Annotated in this window: 16 protein-coding genes and 1 riboswitch; of the genes, 3 read left to right on the top strand and 13 right to left on the bottom strand. The window is 35.5% G+C overall.

From position 1 onward, the window contains the following. Positions 1-156 precede the first annotated feature (156 nt). The 11 genes from J7E67_RS02305 to J7E67_RS02255 form a co-directional block, all read right to left on the bottom strand. Positions 157-1,485, bottom strand: a complete 1,329-nt coding sequence (locus J7E67_RS02305; RefSeq protein WP_214716520.1) for a glycoside hydrolase family 30 protein — start codon at positions 1,483-1,485, stop codon at positions 157-159. Continuing rightward, complete coding sequence (locus J7E67_RS02300) at positions 1,482-3,518, bottom strand: beta-galactosidase (protein ID WP_214716518.1); 2,037 nt, start codon at positions 3,516-3,518, stop codon at positions 1,482-1,484. Before J7E67_RS02300 ends, J7E67_RS02305 begins: the two co-directional genes overlap by 4 nt. A gap of 46 nt (positions 3,519-3,564) precedes the next feature. Further along, positions 3,565-4,386 carry a carbohydrate ABC transporter permease gene (locus J7E67_RS02295; RefSeq protein WP_214716517.1) on the bottom strand — a complete coding sequence of 274 codons (822 nt, stop codon included), beginning with the start codon at positions 4,384-4,386 and terminating at the stop codon, positions 3,565-3,567. Next, the gene (locus J7E67_RS02290; protein ID WP_374197148.1) at positions 4,386-5,345 is read right to left on the bottom strand and encodes a carbohydrate ABC transporter permease; all 960 of its coding nucleotides are present in this window, start codon (positions 5,343-5,345) and stop codon (positions 4,386-4,388) included. The genes J7E67_RS02295 and J7E67_RS02290 overlap by 1 nt, the downstream gene beginning before the upstream one ends. An 85-nt stretch (positions 5,346-5,430) precedes the next feature. Next, entirely contained in the window at positions 5,431-6,708 is a 1,278-nt protein-coding gene (locus J7E67_RS02285; RefSeq protein WP_214730848.1) for an ABC transporter substrate-binding protein, read from the bottom strand. Between the two features lie 101 nt (positions 6,709-6,809). Next, complete coding sequence (locus J7E67_RS02280) at positions 6,810-7,883, bottom strand: response regulator (protein ID WP_214716515.1); 1,074 nt, start codon at positions 7,881-7,883, stop codon at positions 6,810-6,812. Continuing rightward, a complete protein-coding gene (locus J7E67_RS02275; RefSeq protein ID WP_214716514.1) occupies positions 7,880-9,694 on the bottom strand; it encodes a sensor histidine kinase in 1,815 nt (604 codons plus the stop codon). Before J7E67_RS02275 ends, J7E67_RS02280 begins: the two co-directional genes overlap by 4 nt. 218 nt (positions 9,695-9,912) lie before the next feature. Then, the gene (yicI, locus tag J7E67_RS02270) at positions 9,913-12,225 is read right to left on the bottom strand and encodes an alpha-xylosidase (RefSeq protein ID WP_214716512.1); all 2,313 of its coding nucleotides are present in this window, start codon (positions 12,223-12,225) and stop codon (positions 9,913-9,915) included. 89 nt (positions 12,226-12,314) lie between these two features. Next, on the bottom strand, positions 12,315-13,139 hold the full coding sequence (locus tag J7E67_RS02265) for a carbohydrate ABC transporter permease (RefSeq protein WP_251026523.1): 825 nt from the start codon (positions 13,137-13,139) through the stop codon (positions 12,315-12,317). Further along, a complete protein-coding gene (locus J7E67_RS02260) occupies positions 13,139-14,011 on the bottom strand; it encodes a carbohydrate ABC transporter permease (RefSeq protein WP_214716511.1) in 873 nt (290 codons plus the stop codon). Before J7E67_RS02260 ends, J7E67_RS02265 begins: the two co-directional genes overlap by 1 nt. A gap of 151 nt (positions 14,012-14,162) precedes the next feature. Then, complete coding sequence (locus tag J7E67_RS02255; protein ID WP_214716510.1) at positions 14,163-15,476, bottom strand: ABC transporter substrate-binding protein; 1,314 nt, start codon at positions 15,474-15,476, stop codon at positions 14,163-14,165. 153 nt (positions 15,477-15,629) lie between these two features. Here J7E67_RS02255 and J7E67_RS02250 point away from each other — a divergent pair, with 153 nt between their 5' ends. Both J7E67_RS02250 and J7E67_RS32020 read left to right on the top strand, forming a co-directional pair. After that, on the top strand, positions 15,630-17,477 hold the full coding sequence (locus tag J7E67_RS02250) for a sensor histidine kinase (RefSeq protein WP_214716509.1): 1,848 nt from the start codon (positions 15,630-15,632) through the stop codon (positions 17,475-17,477). Between the two features lie 23 nt (positions 17,478-17,500). Continuing rightward, positions 17,501-18,274, top strand: coding sequence for a response regulator transcription factor (locus J7E67_RS32020; protein WP_214716508.1), 774 nt, complete (start codon positions 17,501-17,503; stop codon positions 18,272-18,274). 71 nt (positions 18,275-18,345) lie between these two features. On the opposite strand, the gene manA is transcribed toward J7E67_RS32020, so the two are convergent. Continuing rightward, complete coding sequence (gene manA / locus J7E67_RS02240) at positions 18,346-19,293, bottom strand: mannose-6-phosphate isomerase, class I (RefSeq protein ID WP_214716598.1); 948 nt, start codon at positions 19,291-19,293, stop codon at positions 18,346-18,348. Between the two features lie 202 nt (positions 19,294-19,495). Between manA and J7E67_RS02235 the strand changes: the two genes are divergently transcribed. Continuing rightward, positions 19,496-20,554: a lactonase family protein gene (locus J7E67_RS02235; RefSeq protein ID WP_214716507.1), complete on the top strand. Its 1,059-nt coding sequence runs from the start codon at positions 19,496-19,498 to the stop codon at positions 20,552-20,554. Positions 20,555-20,868: 314 nt separating this feature from the next. Here the strand turns inward: J7E67_RS02235 and J7E67_RS02230 are convergent, their stop codons facing one another. After that, positions 20,869-20,988 (bottom strand): anti-repressor SinI family protein, encoded by a 120-nt coding sequence (locus tag J7E67_RS02230; protein WP_214716505.1) that lies wholly within the window; start codon positions 20,986-20,988, stop codon positions 20,869-20,871. A gap of 28 nt (positions 20,989-21,016) precedes the next feature. After that, positions 21,017-21,100, bottom strand: a riboswitch (cyclic di-GMP riboswitch). Between the last annotated feature and the right edge of the window lie 410 nt (positions 21,101-21,510).

The following is a 21,510-nucleotide window of genomic DNA, read 5'->3' as shown; positions in this document are numbered from 1 at the left end:
CCTTATTAAAGATAAAAACAAGGTAACCGAGCTACCTTGTTTTTATCTCTCTCACAGAGTCGCGATAAATGATATTCCTTTTAATAGGAACCCTACTGAATTTTCTTTATTTTTTACCATTTTAATAATAAATCATGCCGAGGTTCTCGCCATTAATTACCATACGAATGTATTAAATGAAGAAGGCTCTAACGTAACTTTATATTTTTCACTTCCTTCTCCAATACAAAGTTCACGTTGATTTTCAAACGGGTTTGAAATAACAACTACTTTAGAACCATCAGGATTTCTAAATGCAACTGCATTTCCAGTCCATGGACCATTTGTTTCAAACCTAACCGCACCAGGTTTAATAAAATGAGAGAAATGCTTCATCACATAAAACTCTGGGTTACAAATGACTTCCTTTGTTTCAGGATCTACGGTAATCATAGAATTTTGTTCCCATCCCCAAGTGCTTCGGCCAAACGGTTCCAAGACCATGTTCCAATAAACATAAGAGTTTGCACCATTCACAAAGTAATGTCGAAACAAATTATAGACGTATTGAGCATATTCCCACGTGTTTTTTCCATCTCCACATTCATTCTCTGTCTGCATGTAACGTAGTTCTGGATAGCTTTGGACTGTTTGCTGAATTGCATACTTTCCTGCCCATTGATAGCCGACACCTTTAATGTATTTATAAGCCTCAGGGTCACTTAGGACCGTATTTGCCAGTTGATCATAATCAGTTGCTGACTTTTGAAATAATTCATTGACAATTCCATTAATGGTTCCTAGCCATATTTCCGTGTCTAGTCCATGTCGTTCAAAAGCTGGACCTAAATAATCAGAAATGAATTCACGAAGCTGCTCGCCGGTCCAAACACATGAAGGGAATTTCTGATCAGCAACCACTTCGTTTTGCACATGGATTTGGTCAATCTTAATACCCTCTTGTTTGTAAGCCTCTACAAACTTTACAAAGTATAAAGCATACGCCTCCAAAACTTCCTTTTCCCAACGCAGTTTTCCATAGTTGTATGCTTTAGGGAACTTCATCCATGTTGGAGGGCTCCACGGAGATGCGAACAATTTTATGTTTGGATTACGTTTCAACGCTTCTTTTATAAATGGAATCAAATACTGTTGATCCCTTTCGATATTAAAATGCTCCATATGATAATCATTATCTACTTCGTTGTGACTATACCATTCTAGTGCGTAGTCACTTGCCCCAATTGGAAGCCTGCAGATTTCGAACTTACATTCACCATTTGGATCAAACAATGCATCATACACTTTATTTCTGTCTTCTTCTGTCAGGTGTTGGAGAGCTGTTAACCCCAGTTCATTAAAGCAGCCGCCAAAACCATCTATAGTCCGTCCAATCTGATCCGTCAAGGTCAAATTGAGTGAACCTGATTCGGTTTGAAAAACCGTCGTCTCTTTCCAACCACCTAGCTTTGTTGTTGAAAACCAATGAATTTGTTTGTTATTCATTTTAGTTGTTTCCTTTCTTCCGCAACTTGGTCTTCCTCGATAATGATAACTCCCCAAGGTTCTAAATCCATTGTTTGACCTATATTCACTGCTCTTTCTGTCAACAGTTCCAAACCTTTGTTTTGGGGATACTTAAAGACTTTCGTTTCATCAGAATAATTAAAGTAATAATGAAGCATCTTGCCATTTTGATTGATTCCAGATTTAATGATTAATGGAAAGGCTAAATCTTGGTCTACTCCCCATAAGCTAGCCTTTTTAACAGCCTGTTCTAGCACCTTTTTCATTATAGCTGCACTTGGTATACAACCAATGTAGGTTGCACTACCCATACCGTATTGATTTTCAGTAATGGCTGCATATTTACCCCATTGTGGGTGGTCATAGTAAGCAAGAACCTCTGCGGTTGTTGGCGTAATTAGCTCCATCCATGTTTCCACAAAATTATTTTCTTCGCCTACCTGAAAAGGATCATTTCTTAGTGAAACATTTTTCGGCTCAACAAACATATTGTAATAAATACCACAAGCTTCATTTATGATGCCTGGTTGATGTGAAGTTCTTACCTTAACATTTTCATCCGTAAAACCACTCTTAAAGGTATAAACAATATGTCCGCCGTTTTTAACAAATTCGTTTAATCGTTCTAATAGATTATTGGATGCAGTATACAATGCGGGTACCACTAACATTGAATAGTCCCCAAGATTTTCACTAGTGGGATTCACAAAATCGCAGCCAATATTCATTTTGTATAACTCATCATACATCAGTCGCACAATGTCATTGTAGTTCTTAGAGCTTGATTGAGTAAATTTAAACCAATTTAAAGCGGTTAACGACTCATTGCTTACTAGAATAGCAACTTTGTTCTTTTTCTTTAGATTAACTAAATGCGCAGAAAGCTTTTCGAAATCTTTACCAATTGTTTTCGCTTCATTGTATACAGGATTGGGTTCGAAATCATGACTTAGTAATCCTTTCCAATAAGTCTCAAAAGAGTTATGGATGGAATGCCAATGCCAATAAGCAACCATATTAGCCCCGGAGGCAAGATGACTAAATGCCTGCAATCTTAGTTGACCAGGGTATGGAGTCCAGTTAGTAAAAGCCTGAGCCTCTGTTTCTATTACTAAATAATTCTTACCCTTAGTGGATCTGGCAACATCTCCTCCAAACGATATTTCAATTCCCGTTAGGTCATCTTGTGAAGGATGATAGATATCCACTCCGGTTACATCGAAGGCTTTTGAAGCTTCAAAGTGATCTACATTCGGTTGGATACCGTAGGAATAACCTCTCCATTCAAAATCAAAGTTTTGTGTGACAAACTGACTGGAAAGCTTATATTCATTAACAATGGATACTTGCCAGCTAAGGAAATCAGTGACTAGCTTTCGTTGAAACTTAGAAAACTCCGATCCAAGGCTGCCATTAATAGTTCCAACAACGGAGGGAAAGTCCTCCCAGCTATTTATCCGGTTGCTCCAATAATCGAGGCCAAATTTCTCATTTAGACTTTCGAGTGTCTTGAATTTTTCCTTCATATATTTGACGAATAATAGTTGGACATTAGACCCTGCAGTATTGTAATGCTTCGTTTCATTATCTGTTTGGTACCCAATGATCGCAGGATGGTCTTTTACATGACCTATCAACTTTCGGATAATTCTTTCTGAATAAAAAAGATAGGCAGGGTTTGTAATATCCATAATCTGGCGTGCACCATATCGTCCTGGTCCATTTTGGGTTACTGCTAACACATCGGGATGTTCTTTGACCATCCAGGTTGGAACAGCATACGTAGGTGTTCCAACAATAACCTTAATTCCAGCTTCATGCATTGCATTAAGCACTCGGTCCACGGAAGTAAAATCGAAAACCCCGTTTTGTGGTTCATGGGTACTCCAGGTCGATTCGGCAATCCGAACTACATTGATTCCAGCATCCTTCATCATCTGAATATCTTTATCTAAGCGATCGTAGGGCATGTATTCATCATAATACGCCACCCCGTATAACAATTGTTGCATTAGGTAAACCCCTTCCAGTTAATCTATTAATCATTTGCTTTATTAATTATTTAATAGCTCCATCTGCAATTCCTTTAAGAATGTATTTTTGGAATATGGCATAAAAGACAATGACAGGAAGGGCCGTAATAATAAGCCCGGATAGAATTTTTGGCCAATCACTGTTATATTGACCGAATAACATGTTTACCGATAACATTAATGTATAATTATTTACATCCGTAAGCATAATCATCGGCAATAGGAAGTCGTTCCATAACCATAGGACATCTAAAATAAGGATGGTTGCAGTAATAGGTTTTAAAAGAGGGAATATGATTTTCGTGAATATCTGGAAGTCATTACACCCGTCAATTCTCGCCGCCTCCTCAAGTTCTTTCGGAATCGTTTTTACAAATCCGTGATATAGAAATATCGCCATGTTAACCCCGAGGCCAATATAAATTAGGCCCAATCCGAATGTTGATCCCTGTACGGACAACCCTTTTGCTACTTTTGTTAGCGTAATCATAATCGAGTGAAACGGAACAAGCATCGATGCTAGGAATAAGGTAAACAAGAAATTGCTTAATTTACCTTTTGTTCTCGCTAATTTATATCCAGCTAATGAACCGCAAATAACAATTCCTGCCAGACCGATAACTGTAACAATAATCGTATTCCAAGCACTATTGAATAAATCTAACTCTTCGAATATCCCTGTATAATTTTCAAAATGAAATTTTGTAGGGAGCTTCATAACAGATGTAAAAATCTCCCCTTGTGATTTAAATGAATTGATGACAGCCATGTATATTGGAAAAAATGAAATCGCCGCAAAAATTGCCAAAACTAAAGTTGTACCAACACCACCTAGTTTTTTTAGCATTACGCTTCCACCTCTTTCTTTTTCAATACTTTCACTTGAATCAGCGTGATGACCAAAACAATCAAGAAAAGAATCATTGCTTTAGCATTCGCATAGCCATATCTAAAATTATTTGAAAAAGCTTCTTCATAAATATTTAGTGCCATAACCTGTGTCGATCTTCCAGGTCCACCTGCAGTGAGTGCATAAACTACATCAAATACTTTAAATGCTCCATTCAATGTTAAGAAAGCGCAAATAGTTATTGCATGCATAATCATTGGAATCGTCACGTGGAAAAGTCTTTGAATAGGATTTGCACCATCAATCATAGCAGCTTCTTTTAGGTGTTGCGGAACTCCTTGAAGTGCAGCCATATAGATAACCATCATATAGCCAATTCCATGCCATAAGGACACGATAAGAATAGAGTAGAAGGAAATCTTCGCATCACCAATCCATGCTTGATCAAGAAAGGATAACATAGCTTTTTTTGATAATTCTGGAAGAACATTGGTGAAAATAAATGAAAACATGAATGCACTAATAATTAAACTCAACATATTAGGCATAAAGAAAATGGTTCGAAAAAAAGCTTTTGTTCTAACTCTAGTTTCAATGAATAGAGCCAGAAGTAATGCAATCACGTTTTGAAAAACAAACATGAACGCCGTATATTTTAACGTAAAGAAAAAGGACTGGCGAAAAGCAGGGTCATCTTTAAAAGCTTCTATATAATTGCTTAACCCAACAAAGTTATAAGTTTGGGATAGAGCAGTCCAATCTGTAAAACTATAGAATCCTGCTCCAATCATTGGTATCAATAAGAATACAGCATAAAATATAAATGCTGGAAGAACAAAAAGGATTAAACTAATGGAACCTTTATGTTTTTTCAGATCCAAAGCACTTTTAGACCTAATTTTAGGTTGTGCTTGTTCAATAACCATTTCACCGTTTTGCTTATTTAACTGTGACATTACCTAACACCTCACTGACGTTGTTGTATTGGATAATGATAAAGACAGCTGTAAGCTGCCTTTATCATGCACTGAATATAAAATTTTACTTATTATTTTTGTTGAATTGGTCCCAAGCACGGTCCAAACCTTTGATGACATCCTTATTAGATGCATCCCCTGCAAAATAACTTTGTAATAATTTTTGTGACTCATCTTTTACAGCAATCGGAATCGGAGGATCTTGATAAGCTTTTCCTTGTGAAACAAAATCAGTTGATTCCTTTAACCAAGGAAATGGTTCAAAGGTATGAACGCTAGAGACAGCATTAAATCCGAGGCTTTTATAAAATTCACTAGAATCTTTATCATCCAGAATATAATTGATTAAATCCTTTGCTACTTCTTTATGTTTGCTCATTTTTGATACCGCAAGTGATGTAGATGTAGAAAGGTTTATTCGCGTCGCTGCTGCATCTTCATTGATAGGAAGTGGAGCAACTCCAAATTCAAAGTTCTTGTTTGTTTTTAAGATTGAATCCGCCATCCATGGTCCTTGGATCCACATAGCCGCTTTACCATTAGCAAAGTCAGATGCCCCTTGATCTTGTCCAATCTCAAAGGCACGTTTTGTACCATTAGCGTTAGATAAATCCATAATATTAAACATATCTTTTAACTCTGAGAAAGATCCTTTTCCTTCATTCATGTTCTTAACAAAGTCAGGATTTTCCTTAGCTTGAGCCGCTCCTACTGCTAGCGGTAAAAATAATTGAGGAATATATGAATCTTTATAGGATAACAAAAATGGAGTAACATTTTTTTCTTTTAATGTCTTTACAACTTGTTCCATCTCTGAATACGTTTGTGGCAATTTTAAATTTAGGTCTTTAAAGATTTTCTTGTTGTACAGATATCCCCATTGAAGTGTCTCTAAAGGAACCGCTACAACCTTACCATTACTTGTAATAGATGGTTTGATAGTATCAAACACTTTTTCTGCGAAGGGTTCATTCGATAAATCTTCAAGATACCCAGCTTTATCGTAAATATGAATATCATTGATTGCATGCAGAGCGAACACGTCAGGGCTATCACCAGATGCCATCCTAGTTTTTAATAGTTGTGCTGCCTGATTAACACTTGGTAATTCCAATTTGATTTCTACATTAATACCTTTTTCCTTTTTCTCTTTAGCTACAAATTGATCAAGATATGTTTCATACTGCTGCTTAAAACGCGGTTGTCCAATAAATACTTTCAGTTCAACATCTTTTTCTGCCTTTGATCCACTATCGTTAGAAGCAGTTTCCTTAGTATTACAACCTGCTAACAAACCGAAAGCTAGAATAAAGATTAGCAATGATGATAACGCTTTCTTCATTTTTCGTGACCCCCCTGAATAATATTTAAAGCATACTTTTATATTAATCGCCCCTCTAGATTTTAAATATTGAAAATATTAACGCTTACATTTGGACTTTTTTAACCTTGTCTCATTTCACCTGGAGAAATTTTGAAATATTTCTTGAAGACTCGATAGAAGTAAGAAATATCTTCATAACCAACCATCTGGGCAATACTCTTGATTTGAAACTCATTACCTTGTAGTAATTTTTTTGCATATTCCATACGACGGCTGACGATAAATTCGGTAATATTGCATCCATGTACATTTTTAAATGTTTTACTCAAGTATTCTTTACTTACAAAAAACTTGTTGGCTAAGACCTCTAAAGATATATCAATATCTACAAAGTTCCGTTCAATATATTCTTTAATTTCTTCCAAGTTTAATCTGCTCTTCCGCTTATTTATATCAATCATATACTCGATATAGCGTTTTCCTAAATCCTGTTGTTTCTTCATAACTCTATCAAGGGAAAGGTCAAATTCACTAATTAGGTCACCATTATTTTCAAAAACCTCGTGAACATTAAAATTATTTTTTATCATTAGTGCTTCTAAAGTAAGAATAAATTCATGCTCAATCTTTGCAATTACATTACTGTCAACCCCAGTCACTTTCTTAAATTCATTAAAATAACGGTGAATGACATTTTCAAATCCCTCAATATTTAATTCGTGCAAAAATGAGGTAATTGTTTTTTTGTATTCCATAATTAAGGCCGAAATATCTTTGCTAGAAAAAGAGATTGGCATATAAAATTGTGACTGTGAATAACTTTTTATTTCGTTGATACACTTTTCTAGGGCTAGATTCAAATCTTGTGCATTGATTGGTTTCAGTAAATATTCATTAACCTTCGAACGGATCGCCTGGCGCATAAAGTTAAAATCGTCATACCCGCTTGCCACAATCAGTTGAACCTGCGGGAAACGGTCTGCCATGATTTGAAGCAACTCCATGCCATCAACTCCAGGCATCTTCATATCCGTGATGACAATATCAGGAGACCTCTGTTCAATTAACATTAATCCCTCTTGTCCATCCCCAGCTTCCCCGATTATTTCAATACCATATTGGTCCCATTTTCCAAATTGCTTAATCGTTTCTCTTGTCCATTTTTCATCGTCAACAATTAATATTTTAATCATGAAATACCCTCCATCGTTATCTTAGCGGGAATCCTAATTACCACCATTGTTCCTTTTCCCACGGTACTTGAAATATCAAGACCGTAATCATTACCGAAATACAACCGTATCCTTGCAGCAACGTTTTTAATACCTATACTTCCTTTTGTATTTAAAGAATAGGGAATTCCTTTCATTTGCTCCATAAGGTCAACTAATTTTTCCTCAGGAATTCCAACACCATTATCCGTAATGGTAATTTCAATATCGTCAAAAACTTTTTGAACATCAATCGATAGTTTCCATAATCCCTTTTTTTGTTCAAATCCATGATTAAAAACATTCTCTACTATTGGCTGAATCGTTAACATTGGAATCGTGTAACCCTCTGTACCTTCTTCAATATATAAATCAGTCTGTACCTTCCCCTCAAAACGCATGTTCTGAATATATAGGTAATTTTTAATATGTTCTATCTCACGGTCAATTAAAACCATGTTTCCTTGCTTTCCTGTTATATAGCGAAACATATCACTCAATGCACTTATAACAGAATAAATCTCCTCGGCTTTATGAGTCACTGCCATTCCGCCTACCAGCTGAAGGGTATTGTATAGAAAGTGAGGATTGATCTGTGCTTGCAATGCCATAAATTGTGCGTTTCGTGTTTCTATCTCACTTTTGTACTCTTTATTAATTAACTCATTAATTCGGTAAACCATCGATGAAAATCGTTTTTCGAGCAATCCAATTTCATCTATACGCTCTGTTTCAATACTAACATTAAGGTTGTTTTCTCCTACTTCATTCATAGCATGTACTAACTGAATGATCGGCTTTGTCGTGCTTAATGATATGAAAATAGATAAAATAATCGTTAGCAGGATCGAAAGAGCACTAATAATTATTCCAACGATAAGTGTTTTCGTAACTCCATTCAAAAGGATACTTTCAGGAACAACTTTTACAATGGCTACTTTATTGTTGAAAGCCCGCTTAAAAAAAACATAACCTTTGTTCATTTTTATATAGGATATATTTTTCTTACTATCATTCATTTGTTTGATGATTTTTTGAAAATCAAAGGAAGTTTTTTTAGCTAGATTAGGATTGTAAAGAATATGCCCCTGACGGTCTATCACAAAAACAGAACTTTCCGGTTCTGATTCTAGCATCTCAACAACACTATCGATTACATTCCAATTCATTTCCAAAGATATTCCACCAACAATTTTTCGATTCTCAAATCTTATGATACTTCTTGTAAGAGAAAAACCTTGATTCGGCAGTTTGCTTTCAAAACTATAATTCGGACGAACCCCTAAATTACTCCAAGCAGTCCCATTTAGTTGATTAATCTTGGATACTTTAAAATCTGCCTCTTTTAAGGAGTAGACTGTCTGGCTTTCTTTGGCATATATCGAAACAGCATTCACATGTTTATTCCCATAGTAAATAGAAAATAACTTATCCTGGATATAAGCCAGCGTACTAAAATTTAAAGGAATATTTTCATCATTAATCTGACTAATACTTGGTATTAATTTTTCATCTATTAAACTTGCAAACAAAATATTGTCACTTTCTGTTAACTTTTCATCCAAATATTTTCCTGCTAAATTAATTCTCGCCTCATTTGAATTTACTACTTCCTTTTCAAAATTACTTTGCGAAACATTTATTGAAAACATGATCAGAATTAGTAATGGTAAAATCATGACAGAAAGCATTAGGAGCATAAGTTTATAGCGGATATTACTTGCTATTTTACGAAAAAGATTTTGATGTATGTACATCCAAAAAGCATTTAGCGCCTTCATAATTTTCAGCATTTATTTTCTTTCCTTTTCAATAAATTTCTAACTTGTTTTATATGACCAACTTAACTTTCTAATAGAGGATTGTCAAAAGTATTTTAAAACCAGGTGTACTATACAACAAAAAAAGACAGAAGGAGCTTTAAACTTAATGCTCCTTCTGTCTTTTTTTAAATTAACGATATAACGTCGTTCCAGGGTACAGTAGATTAAGCTAAAATCTTGTTCTCCTCTTACGCCAATTCAATTTCCGCATATTCACTTGCTAGAGTGATTATCGTTCCTTCTGATGTTTGAGTTACACTACCATTTGAAACAGTTTGTATATTATTGATATTCCGCAGTAAAATATGGTATTGCCCGATTAGTCCGTTTGTTTTCACCGTAATAAGGTTACCATCTTTTACGGCAGTCACTTCACTTACTTTTTCACCCTGAGTATTGTAAATATCTGTGGCAGCAAGCTTCCCATCTTGTAGTTCAAAGAGATGAAGGGTAACATCCTTTGAATAATTGTATGATGCTTTATTTTCAATGGCACCCATTGCTATAATAGAATTTTCCCGAACCATTAACGGCAATGTCATATAACTATGTTCTTCTTGAATCCATTTTCCACCTTCGACTACTTGGTTGGTGATTAAATTTGTCCATTTCCCAACAGGCAAGTAGTATTTTACAGTACTTTGGTCATTAAGAATCGGTGCAACTAGTAAACTGTCACCTAGCATATATTGCTGATCTAAATACTGAGCAGTTGAATCCTCCTGAAACTCCAGAACCATTGGCCTCATCATTGGAACGCCGGTTTGAGAAGACTCACATGCGTTTCTGTACAAATATGGCATTAATTTTAATTTTAATTTTGTAAAATACCTAGAAACTTCGACGGCTTCTTCGCCATAATTCCAAGGCACCTTATACTCTCTACTTCCGTGATAGCGGCTATGTGAAGAAAGTAGACCGAATTGTGTCCATCGCTTATAAAGATCAGGTGTTGCCCCTGCTTCAAAGCCGCTTATATCATGGCTCCAATAAGAGAATCCAGACAAACTGAATGATAGTCCACCACGTAACGTTTCCGCCATGGAGGAATAATTTGACCAACTATCTCCACCCCAATGGACCGGGAATTTTTGCCCGCCAACAGTTGCGGACCGAGCAAAGACAACCGCTTCATTTTTACCAAATCTTCTTTCTAATAATTCATAAACTGTTTGGTTGTAAAGCTGAGTGTAATAATTATGCATCTTTTGTGGATTTGAATGATCATAGTAGACAACATCTGTTGGGATCCGTTCACCAAAATCTGTTTTAAAGCAATCCACACCCATATCCAACAACAATTCAAGTTTTTCTTGAAACCATTTGCATGCTTCGGGATTTGTGAAGTCCACAAGTCCCATGCCTGCTTGCCATTTATCCCACTGCCATACACTTCCGTCTGCACGCTTAACCAAATAGCCCTTTTCCATGCCCTCATCAAATAGTTCTGACTTTTGAGCTATATAAGGATTAATCCAAACACAAATTTTTAATCCTCTTTCTTTTAATCTATTTAGCATCCCTTCAGGGTCTGAGAACATACAATCATCCCATTTAAAATTACTCCATTCAAACTCCTTCATCCAGAAACAGTCAAAATGAAATACCTCTACAGGAATATCCCTCTGTTCCATTCCTTTTACAAAACTCGTTACTGTATCTTCATCATAATTGGTAGTGAAAGATGTACTAAGCCATAATCCGAATGACCATGCAGGTGGCAAACTCGGTTTTCCAGTCAGACTAGTATATCTTTCTAATACTTCTTTTATGGTTGGACCATTGATCACGAAGTATTCAATGGATTCGCCTTCCACACTGAATTGAACCTTCGATACTTTTTCTGAACCAATTTCAAAAGAAACCTTTTCAGGGTGATTAACAAATACACCGTAGCCTTTATTACTTACATAAAACGGAATATTTTTATACGCCTGTTCACTGCCTGTTCCACCATCTTCATTCCATACATCCACTGCTTGCCCGTTTTTAATAAAGGGGGTAAAACGTTCACCTAGTCCGTATATTAATTCTCCTACATCTAAAGTTAATTGTTCCCGCATATATGCTTCTTTGGTATCAGCTACTATATACGCTGTGGATCGATTATCAGATTCCGCAATTTTTTCATTTTTATGAGAGAAGGTTAAATTCCAATTTTCCTTATTAACCTCTGCTTTTAAATCGCCACTCATAAATGTAAGGGAATTTTCTTGGTCCTCAATAGAAGGATTCATATTCTCTTCAAATATTTCAAAATTAGGACCTTTGTTCAATGACCCTTTATGATGAAACACTTTAACTTTAATTACATCTATTATCGGGGAAGATAATTCAATGGTTAACATTCCACCGTCTAACGTATCTCCTCGATGTGAAACTTTGCGGCCAGGAGCATAAAGAATAGCTTTATTTTTCGTTACCTTTGTATCATTGACTTCCATGGGATGAATATATTGATATCCTTCTTTATTCAACCAACACCCATTACTGAATTTCATGTTTTCTCCACCTTTAGTAAAGATTAAAATTTATTTACGAAATTTTTATACAACTACAATCTATCCATCTGGAGATATATCAAAATGTGTTATCCTTTAACAGAACCAGAAGTGACGCCGCCAACGATATGTTTTTGACCTAGTAAAAACACGATTAGAACTGGGACAGATGTGAGTACAATATCCGCACTAACTAAATTCCATCTTGCACTAAATTGACCGAAGAAGTTATAGACTGCTAATGTCATTGGCCATTTATCAATTGAATTTAGCAGGTAAAGCGGCGCGGTAAATTCATTCCAGACACCTAGGAAATTAAGTACAAAGATGGTGACTAAAACAGGCTTTAATAATGGGACAATCACCCTAAAGAACAGTGAAAAACCATTACAACCATCCATAATAGCTGCCTCATCTAATTCTCTTGGAACATTGGAAACAAATGCATACGTGATAAAAAGTGAAATAGGAATTCCCATTGCTGTATAAAGTAAAACCATCCCTGTCTGGGTGTTAATCAAATGCAACGATTTCATAACACTCATTAAAGGTATATAATTCATCGGTAGGGTGATTCCCAAGATTAAAAATAAATATATAAATTTATTTAGCTTAGATTGGTTTCTAGATAAAACAAATGCCGCAAAGGCTACTACAATCACAAGAAGTACAGAGCTTACGACTGCGTATAACAAGCTATTTAGAAAGGAGGTAACTAAATGTCCTTGTTCGATAACGACCCGATAATTTTCGAATAAGAATTTTTTTGGTAAAGACAGATTTAAGACCGTAGATTCTGAATCGGATTTAAAGGAATTAAGAATGACGACTAAAAATGGAATAATCACAATCAAACTTAAAATCCAAGCAATCATATTCAAAATTAACGGTTTAATTAGCCTCATCATGCTCATTAATATTCCCCCTTTCTATTCATAATGCGAATAATAAAGACAGAAGCAATTGCCATGATAACGAACAGAATAGTGGAAAGTGCACTTCCCAGTCCCCAATATCCTTTAGCAAAAGCAGAATAAACAGCTGTATTAATAACATCAGTAGCAGAACCAGGTCCGCCATTAGTAAGAACATAGATGATATCAAAAACCCTTAAACCGTATGTAAGATTAAGTACGGTAGCAATCATTACGGTTGGAAAAAGCATGGGTAAAGTAATCCTAAATAACCGTTGAAAGAATCCTGCCCCATCCATTTCAGAAGCTTCATAAAGTTCTTTGGGAATCGCTAATAAACCTGCGATAAAGAGGACCATGATATAGCCCATGCCTTTCCATGTATCCACACCCATAACTGAGGGCATTGCCCATGTTAAAGAACCGAGCCAACTGTGTGCCATAAAGTCTAATCCTAACGACCTAAGGGTGGTGTTTACAAATCCATTGTTTGGATCAAGTAAGCTTTTGAACACTAAACCAACAATTAGAAAAGATAATACTTGTGGAGAAAAGATAATCATTCGATGAAGATTTGCAGCTTTAACACCACTAACTAGCAAGATGGCAAGAAATAGACCAAGTACAGTCTTAGCAAGAGTCGTAAAGATAGTGAAAATTAACGTGTTCTTAATGAATTCTAAATAAACATGGTCTCCAAATATGATATTTTTATAATTCTCAAGTCCGATGAAATTTTTATTTACATCGTAACTATTCCAATCGGTAAATGAGTAATAAATACCAATTAAAGATGGAACAACGATGAAGATTGTATACAAAACAATAGCACCTGATGAAAAATACCAGGGATAGATTTTATTGGTTTTCATATCTTATTACCTCTCAATCGTTAGTAGTGAGCATCTTTCATTTGGACTCTAACTTCTCCGGTGAAAGAGGTCGAACCACTTGAGGATCAATTAAGAAAAAAGAACCGAAGTCGTTAAGATTGCGGCTTCGGTTCTTTTTTATGCTGAAAATTTATTTTTCCCAGCTAGGATCCTTCTGAACTTTCGCTTGTTCTTCTCTTCTCTTGTCAATGTTCTCAAGTATTTGTTTAGGAGTAAGCGATCCAGCAAACATACCTGTTAAATCTTTACCGATATCCATCCATTGTGGATCGATATATTTAACAGCTGCCTGCATGACAGTTCCTTTTTCATGATTCTTCTCATAATCAATATAATCTTGTGTTAATTTAGAATCGATTTCTGGCCAGCAAATAGTTAAGTTTCCCTCTCCGCCATCAAGTACTCTTTGAAGATTTTCATGCTTCGTCATCCAACGGAAGAATTCTAGTATTTCTTTTTGGTGCTTAGAATGCTTGTTCCCAATCATTGCCGCAGACCCACCTGGGTTCACTCCAATGACCTGGTTATCACCAAATGGCATCGCAAAGAATCCCATTTTGTCTTTCATTTCCGGATGAGCCTTTGAAATGTCATTTTCAGTACCCGGAACCCTTAAAATCATAGCTGCCTTGCCTGTTCCAAACGAATCAAGTCCTGCCTCAACTGTGTTAGAGAGGAAGTCCTTTCCGTAGTAACCAAGGTCTGCAAACTCTTTTACCTGTTTTATAACATTTTCCAGTGGTTTTAAATCTTGGATTTTCATTTCATTATTATTTAACTTTTCATATACTCCTGGTACTAACTTTTCATAATTAGGTCCTGTTTCAAATAATGGAAGAACTTGATACCATCCACTTGCTGGTGCCATGTAGAATGGTGTAATTCCGGCTTTCTTAATTTTTTTACTTATAGCTTTAAATTCCTCATAATTTGTAGGTGGATTTATTCCTAGGTCATTAAATATTTTCTTATTATAGTAGACATACCAGATTTTTGTTGGCGCAAATGAAACACCATAAACCTTGTCCTTATAGCTGACAGAAGGAAGAATTTCTTTAGACATTCTACCTGCAAATTCCTCTTTTGTAAGATCGATTGCATTTTCCTCCGGTCTTATATTGCTATTTAAACTTAATGGGTCAACATCGACGTTAATAATATCTGGAGCTTCACCGGATGCAATTTTTGCTTTTACCAGGTCGCGCCATTGTGCATCAGGGACTACTTGGAAATCAACTTTTATACCAGATTCTTTCTCAAAGTCCTTTGCCATTTCTTGCATAATGCCTGTTCTTGGTATACCAGATTGATGTGTTCCAAAAGTCAAGGTTACCTTTGAGTCTTTGCCTGCATCAGAAGATGATTTATCCGAACTGCATCCAGCAGCAAGGACAATAGAAATAATTAGCAAAAGTGAAAGCGCTGTTAATTTAATTTTCTTCAAATGTTTACCCTCCTAGATTAATAGTTTATTATAAAAATATTGAATAACGCGGTACCGTTTATAAGTTAAAGAATACGCTTACATCCAGGTATCCTCAATAGACAAATTCGGCCACTTATTTGTAATTTTTAGACTAGAAAGAAGGAGACTGATTTGTTTCGCTTTAAGTTTAAAACACTTCAACAAAGCCTTTTTACCTATTATTCAGTGTTTTTTATTGTTTTTATAATCAGCATTGGTCTGCTTCTTTTTGCGTACTTTGCAAATTTTACGAAGAGTAATGTCTCAGAGCAACAAAAACAATTAAGTATTTCTATTGGTAGTTTTTTAGATCAAGAGATAACAAAAATAAACAATTTCTCTATGAATATTGTTTATTCGAACTTAGTGAGGGAACATTTTAATCATGACCTTGAACCAATTACCTATCAAAAAGGGAATCACAATTCTAGCACCCCTGAAATGTATACAAATGTTACTACACTAATTAATGTAATTCTGACAATCATCAGTAGTTCAGATACTGCAAGACAGGCTAATATTTATGACTTTAATGGGAATATGGTTGGAGCTGGAGATTTTAATGGAGAACTCTCTGTTGATTTAAAAAACGAGCCCTGGTATTCACAAACAGTAAAGAAAGATGGCTGGAAATACATCAGTATGCTCGACAATAATGATTTACCAGCAGAACTAAGGAATTCAAATAAGGATAAAAAGTATATCTCACTTACAAGGGTCTATAAGAACAACAACTATATTGGTCAAGGGATTGTCGAAATCCAGCAAGACTGCGACACAATGTTTAAATATTTAAATGAACAAACTAGAGGGAATCACAATCTAAAAATCTATGTCATTGATTCTAAGGGCAACTTTTTTTATCCATATAATAATGATAAAGATAAGAAGGCTGGATCCTACTACAAAAATTTAATAATGCTAAAACATTTGACACCAGAAAAAACACATCAAATCAAGAGTCCGATTAATAACTCAAAACAACTCATGACATACTCCATTTTAGAATCTACTGGCTGGACCATCATTGTAACCCAGAACCAAAAAGAATTATTTTCGTACTTGGATCAGCTGACAAGAGTATTTATTTTAATTACTTTTATTACCCTGTTACTAATCCTAATGATTTCATATTTCGTTTCCAAAAGAGTAACCTTTCCATTACAAAAGCTGCGGCGAGCAATTGGAAGAATGGATCTAGATGATCTTTCAAAAAACGATTTTCCAGTTGTAGATAAGGATAGTACTTCAATTGGTGAAATTGATGCACTCAATATAGCCTTTAATAAAATGAATCAAAAATTGTCGCATTCCTTTAATGAACTGCTCATTGCTAGGTCACAGGAATTGGATGCAAAGTTTCTTGCGCTTCAATCCCAGATGGACCCTCATTTTCTTTATAATAATTTGACCAACATCAGTGTAATGGCTGAGGAGGGGATGAATAAGCAAATCGTTACTTTATGTGAGAACGTATCCTTTATGTTAAGGTATATCTCCACTCAAAATAAAAAAGGTGTTCCACTAGCGTCAGAAATCATTTACACAAAAAGATATTTAGATTGTATGAAAATTCGCTATGAAGAAAATTTGACATTTCGCTTTGATATTCCAAAAGAAATGAACGATATTGTTGTCCCAATGCTAATTATTCAACCTATTATTGAAAACTCGATTAAATATGGTTTAAATAATTCTCCACCATGGAATATTTCTGTTTCTGGTAAAATCGAAAGTAATAAATGGCGGATTACAATAACTGATAATGGCCCTGGGTTTGATCCGATTGTCCTAGAAGAATTTAATCATTTCATAGAGACAGAGATTGATTTACTTCACATCCCCGACTTACAAATCAATGGGATGGGACTTAAAAATATTTATATCAGACTCAAGCTATTGTATCAGAATGCCACTTTCTTTGAATTACAAAACCATGGTGAAAAAGGGGTTTCTGTTACCATTGGAGGATTAGTTTAATTATAGAGGGGAAGTAATAATGCGTGAATCACACCTTTCAAATTAAAACAATTATTGTTGAGGATGAATCCCTTATTAGACGGAATATTTCCAAAAAAATATCCGAGTTAAATCCCAATTTTATTGTAATTGGTGAAGCCATGAACGGTCAGGAAGCCCTTAATATGATTGAGAAAGATATACCCCAACTAGTCATTACAGATATCCAGATGCCCATTATGAATGGTTTAGAATTAGCCAAAAGCATCTATTTTGCCTATCCAAATACAAAAACTGCTATTTTAAGCGGACATCATGAGTTTGAATACGCTCGTCAGGCAATCAATTACAAGGTAGAAGATTACTTGTTAAAGCCAGTTGTAAATGAAGATTTACGTTCATTATTAGCTAAAATCGAACTAAAGTTAAAAGGGGATTTAGACTCTCTTGCAAACATTGCTTTATCAATGTCAGATAAAATATCACCAGAAGAATTAGTTGAATCTGTCAAATTATTTATTAAAGAAAACTATAAAAAAGATTTATCCCTTAAAGAAATAGCTAATGAACTAAACTTCACGGTGGATTATTTAGGGAAGATTTTTAAAAAGTATACAAATGAAAGCCCTATTAAATATTTAACCCGATTAAGAATTAGCGAAGCCAAACACATTCTTTCTTCTGATTTGAATATGGAAATTAAAATGGTCGGAAAGGTAGTTGGCTATCCAGACCAGTATTATTTTAGCCGCGTATTTAAAACGAACACGGGTTACTATCCAAGTGAGTATAGGTCAATCATCCAATCAAGCAATTAAGAATGAATCAGACTCAAAATAATCCCTCACTATAAAAAATAGTGAGGGATTTTGGAGTCAGACCTTTTTTGTTATGTATGTGAGACAATTAATTGGCAATCTCCAGCTATCTCGAATTCCCCAAACCCAACCGGGATGATAAGGTGGGTGCCCTTGTCCAATTGATAGGCTTCCCCTTGATGAACAAGTGTGCCTTCGCCCTTTATCACACTCAAAAGCACGTAATGATTCTGCAAATCAAAGGTTGACTTTCCGTTTACATCCCATTTATATACGGAGAAGAAATCAGATTCAACATAGGAGGTAATTGTTGCATTTTCCTTTTTTTCAATTTTAGGAACAGTAACGTTCCCTTGATGTGGAACTGAAGTAACATCAATCGCTTTCTCCAAATGGAGATCTCGCAAATTGCCTTCTGCATCTCTGCGGTCATAATCATAGACGCGGTAGGTGGTATCCGAGCTTTGTTGTGTTTCTAATACCAGGGTTCCTTCACACAAAGCATGGATGGTCCCACTTGGTACATAGAAAAAATCCCCTGGCTTAATTTTAACCCTGCGAAGTAAATCCTCCCATCGCCCTTCCTTCGTTTGCTGGATCAATTCTTCTTTTGTCTTGGCGTTATGGCCAAAAATCATGTCCGCATCCTCTTTACAATCAATGATATACCAGCATTCTGTTTTCCCAAGTTCACCGTTTTCATGGATTTTTGCATAGGTATCACCTGGATGAACTTGAACGGATAAATCCATGTTCGCATCCAATATTTTTGTTAATAGAGGGAAAACGTCTTCCGTCGGATTTCCAAAAAGTTCAGGTTGTTCTTTCCAAAGTACGTCCAGAGTTTTTCCAGCAAATGGTCCATTTTCAATCATCGATGGACCGTTCGGATGTGCGGAAATCGCCCAGCATTCCCCTGTTTTATCGTTTGGTATCGAGTAACCAAATTCTTTTTGTAAGGCGGTTCCACCCCAAATTCGTTCTTTAAAAACGGGTTTTAAAAATAATGGCTGCAATATAATTCCCTCCGTAGTTCATATGTCTATTGGAATTTTCCCCTTTCAAATTTATCATAATCATTTTTTTATGGAAAGCTATTAATTTACGGCTGTTTCCATTAATTATTTCTAATCACAGCATTCATCCAAGGATTGCATTGTTTGAGTAATCATTGGAAATTTTGATAGAATAAACAGACTACATTTTTTAAGGAGAGATCAAATGACAAACAACCAAAAATATATCGGTTATATTGGAACATACACGAAGGGGGACAGTAAAGGAATCTATTCCTTCACACTTGATACTAACGAGGGAAGAATAGTGGATATTAACGAGGCGGCACAGTTAGAAAATCCTACATACCTAACGATCAGTAAGGACAATCGCTATCTATATTCCGTTGCAAAAAAAGGGGAAGAAGGTGGTGTCGTTGCTTTTTCAATAGAGGGTGATGGCACATTAACGGAGCAAAATCGTCAGATGCTTCCAGGCTCATCGCCATGTCATGTAAGTGTAGACAGCAAAAACCGCTATGCATTCAGTGCAAATTACCATAAAGGATCCGTAGAATCCTACTTAATTAACGAGGAGGATGGCACGGTCCAACCGGCTGCCTCAATCATTAAACATGAAGGTTCAGGCCCAGATCCAAGACAGGAAAAACCACATACTCATTATGCAGGAGTCACACCTGATGAGAACTATCTCGCAGTTGTAGAATTAGGAATTGATGCCCTTATTTCGTATCCGATTAACAGTGATGGCACACTTTCAAAAGCCAGCCTGTTACCTTTAAAAGCTGGGAGCGGACCAAGGCATTTGGTTTTTCATCCTAATGGCCAATATGCATATATCATGACCGAATTTAGTTCGGAGGTCATTGTATTAACCTATCATAAGGAAGATGGCCACTTTACCGAAAAACAATATATATCCACACTTCCAGCTGATTTTACAGATAATAACCAAGGCAGTGCGATTCATATTTCAGCTGATGGACGCTTTGTCTATGCCGGTAATCGCGGGCATAACAGTATAGCCGTTTTCCGTGTGGATATCGAAACGGGCGAGCTTAGCTTTGTTGAACATACATCGACTGAAGGTGATTGGCCAAGGGATTTTGAAATTGATCCTAGCGGGAAGTTTGTGGTTGCTTCGAATCAGGAGTCAGGCAATTTAGTATTGTTCTCAAGGGATGAGTTTTCGGGGAAATTGACGTTGATTGAGTCTGATATTACTGTGCCTTATGCGGTTTGTGTGAAGTTTTTAAATTATTAACCTATACCTAAAACAGCTTAACAAATTGCTCATTAATTTGTTAAGCTGTTTCAAATTTATAGAGCATTTTATTCACTTTAAAATTTTACTTAATAAAAATACGTTCTCTGTATAAGGGTATTTTATTATATTGCTTTTCCATAATATACAGACGAACAATAATAACCTGCTATAATCACCTGAGGTCTTATACTTTGCGCCCGCTGCTGTCCCAAAAATTGAATATTGCGAAAATTGTATAATCAATAACCCTCGTATTAATTATATACTCCACCTCAATAGTCTTTTTATCCAAGGGATAAATTAAATTGGCTCTAAAGGGAACGTTTTAGGAAATCTCTAATTTCATCAATGGAAAGTCCTATCTTTTTAGCTTCATTAATAAGTTCTAACCATTCTGTATCAAAATCTTTTTCATTGGTTAATGCAGACAAAATTCACCCTCCTAAAATGATTACTATTTCAGGTAACTCAGCCATCCTAGTTAAAAACTTTAGACCTGTAGCTTTGCGTCCCAATCTTTCGAAAGGTTTGCCTTTGTCGTTTATAGTATTAAAGTATTAAAGTATTAAAATATTATAGAATAAACTAATAGTACTATAGTCTTACGGGAAACTAAATGCAAATATTTCCAAAAATTTCGACACAATTTCGACAAAAAATATGTAAACCCATTAGTCATAATTTAGAAGTTTTAAAAAACAGTTCTCACAAGTTACCTGACCTAATTCAATAAATTTAATATTTCTAAGGGTCTTCCTTTTAATAATTCGATCCTTATTAAATTCTAGACCGCATGCACAATGATAGGAATCTTTCACAATGTGAATCTGGTTTCTTTCTTTTATTAGTGGATATATCATGGTTTCCCTTCTTTTCGTCTCTTCACCAGTTTCTGTGGTTTATACTCAATTCCAGAAATAAGTTAGCTAGATTGGTGCCCAATCTATGGTAAC

It is taken from the genome of Bacillus sp. ISL-46, assembly GCF_018613205.1.
Note: the sequence above shows the minus strand (reverse complement) of the source record. Positions and strands in the feature narration are given on the sequence as shown.

Coding starts and splice junctions, on each gene's coding strand:
- J7E67_RS02260 (WP_214716511.1), bottom strand. CDS start 14,011: ATGAAAACCAATAAAATCTATCCCTGGTATTTTTCATCAGGTGCTATT.
- J7E67_RS02290 (WP_374197148.1), bottom strand. CDS start 5,345: ATGTCACAGTTAAATAAGCAAAACGGTGAAATGGTTATTGAACAAGCA.
- J7E67_RS02265 (WP_251026523.1), bottom strand. CDS start 13,139: ATGAGCATGATGAGGCTAATTAAACCGTTAATTTTGAATATGATTGCT.
- J7E67_RS02275 (WP_214716514.1), bottom strand. CDS start 9,694: ATGCTGAAAATTATGAAGGCGCTAAATGCTTTTTGGATGTACATACAT.
- yicI (WP_214716512.1), bottom strand. CDS start 12,225: ATGAAATTCAGTAATGGGTGTTGGTTGAATAAAGAAGGATATCAATAT.
- J7E67_RS02300 (WP_214716518.1), bottom strand. CDS start 3,518: ATGCAACAATTGTTATACGGGGTGGCGTATTATGATGAATACATGCCC.
- J7E67_RS02280 (WP_214716515.1), bottom strand. CDS start 7,883: ATGATTAAAATATTAATTGTTGACGATGAAAAATGGACAAGAGAAACG.
- J7E67_RS02235 (WP_214716507.1), top strand. CDS start 19,496: ATGACAAACAACCAAAAATATATCGGTTATATTGGAACATACACGAAG.
- J7E67_RS02305 (WP_214716520.1), bottom strand. CDS start 1,485: ATGAATAACAAACAAATTCATTGGTTTTCAACAACAAAGCTAGGTGGT.
- J7E67_RS02285 (WP_214730848.1), bottom strand. CDS start 6,708: ATGAAGAAAGCGTTATCATCATTGCTAATCTTTATTCTAGCTTTCGGT.
- J7E67_RS02295 (WP_214716517.1), bottom strand. CDS start 4,386: ATGCTAAAAAAACTAGGTGGTGTTGGTACAACTTTAGTTTTGGCAATT.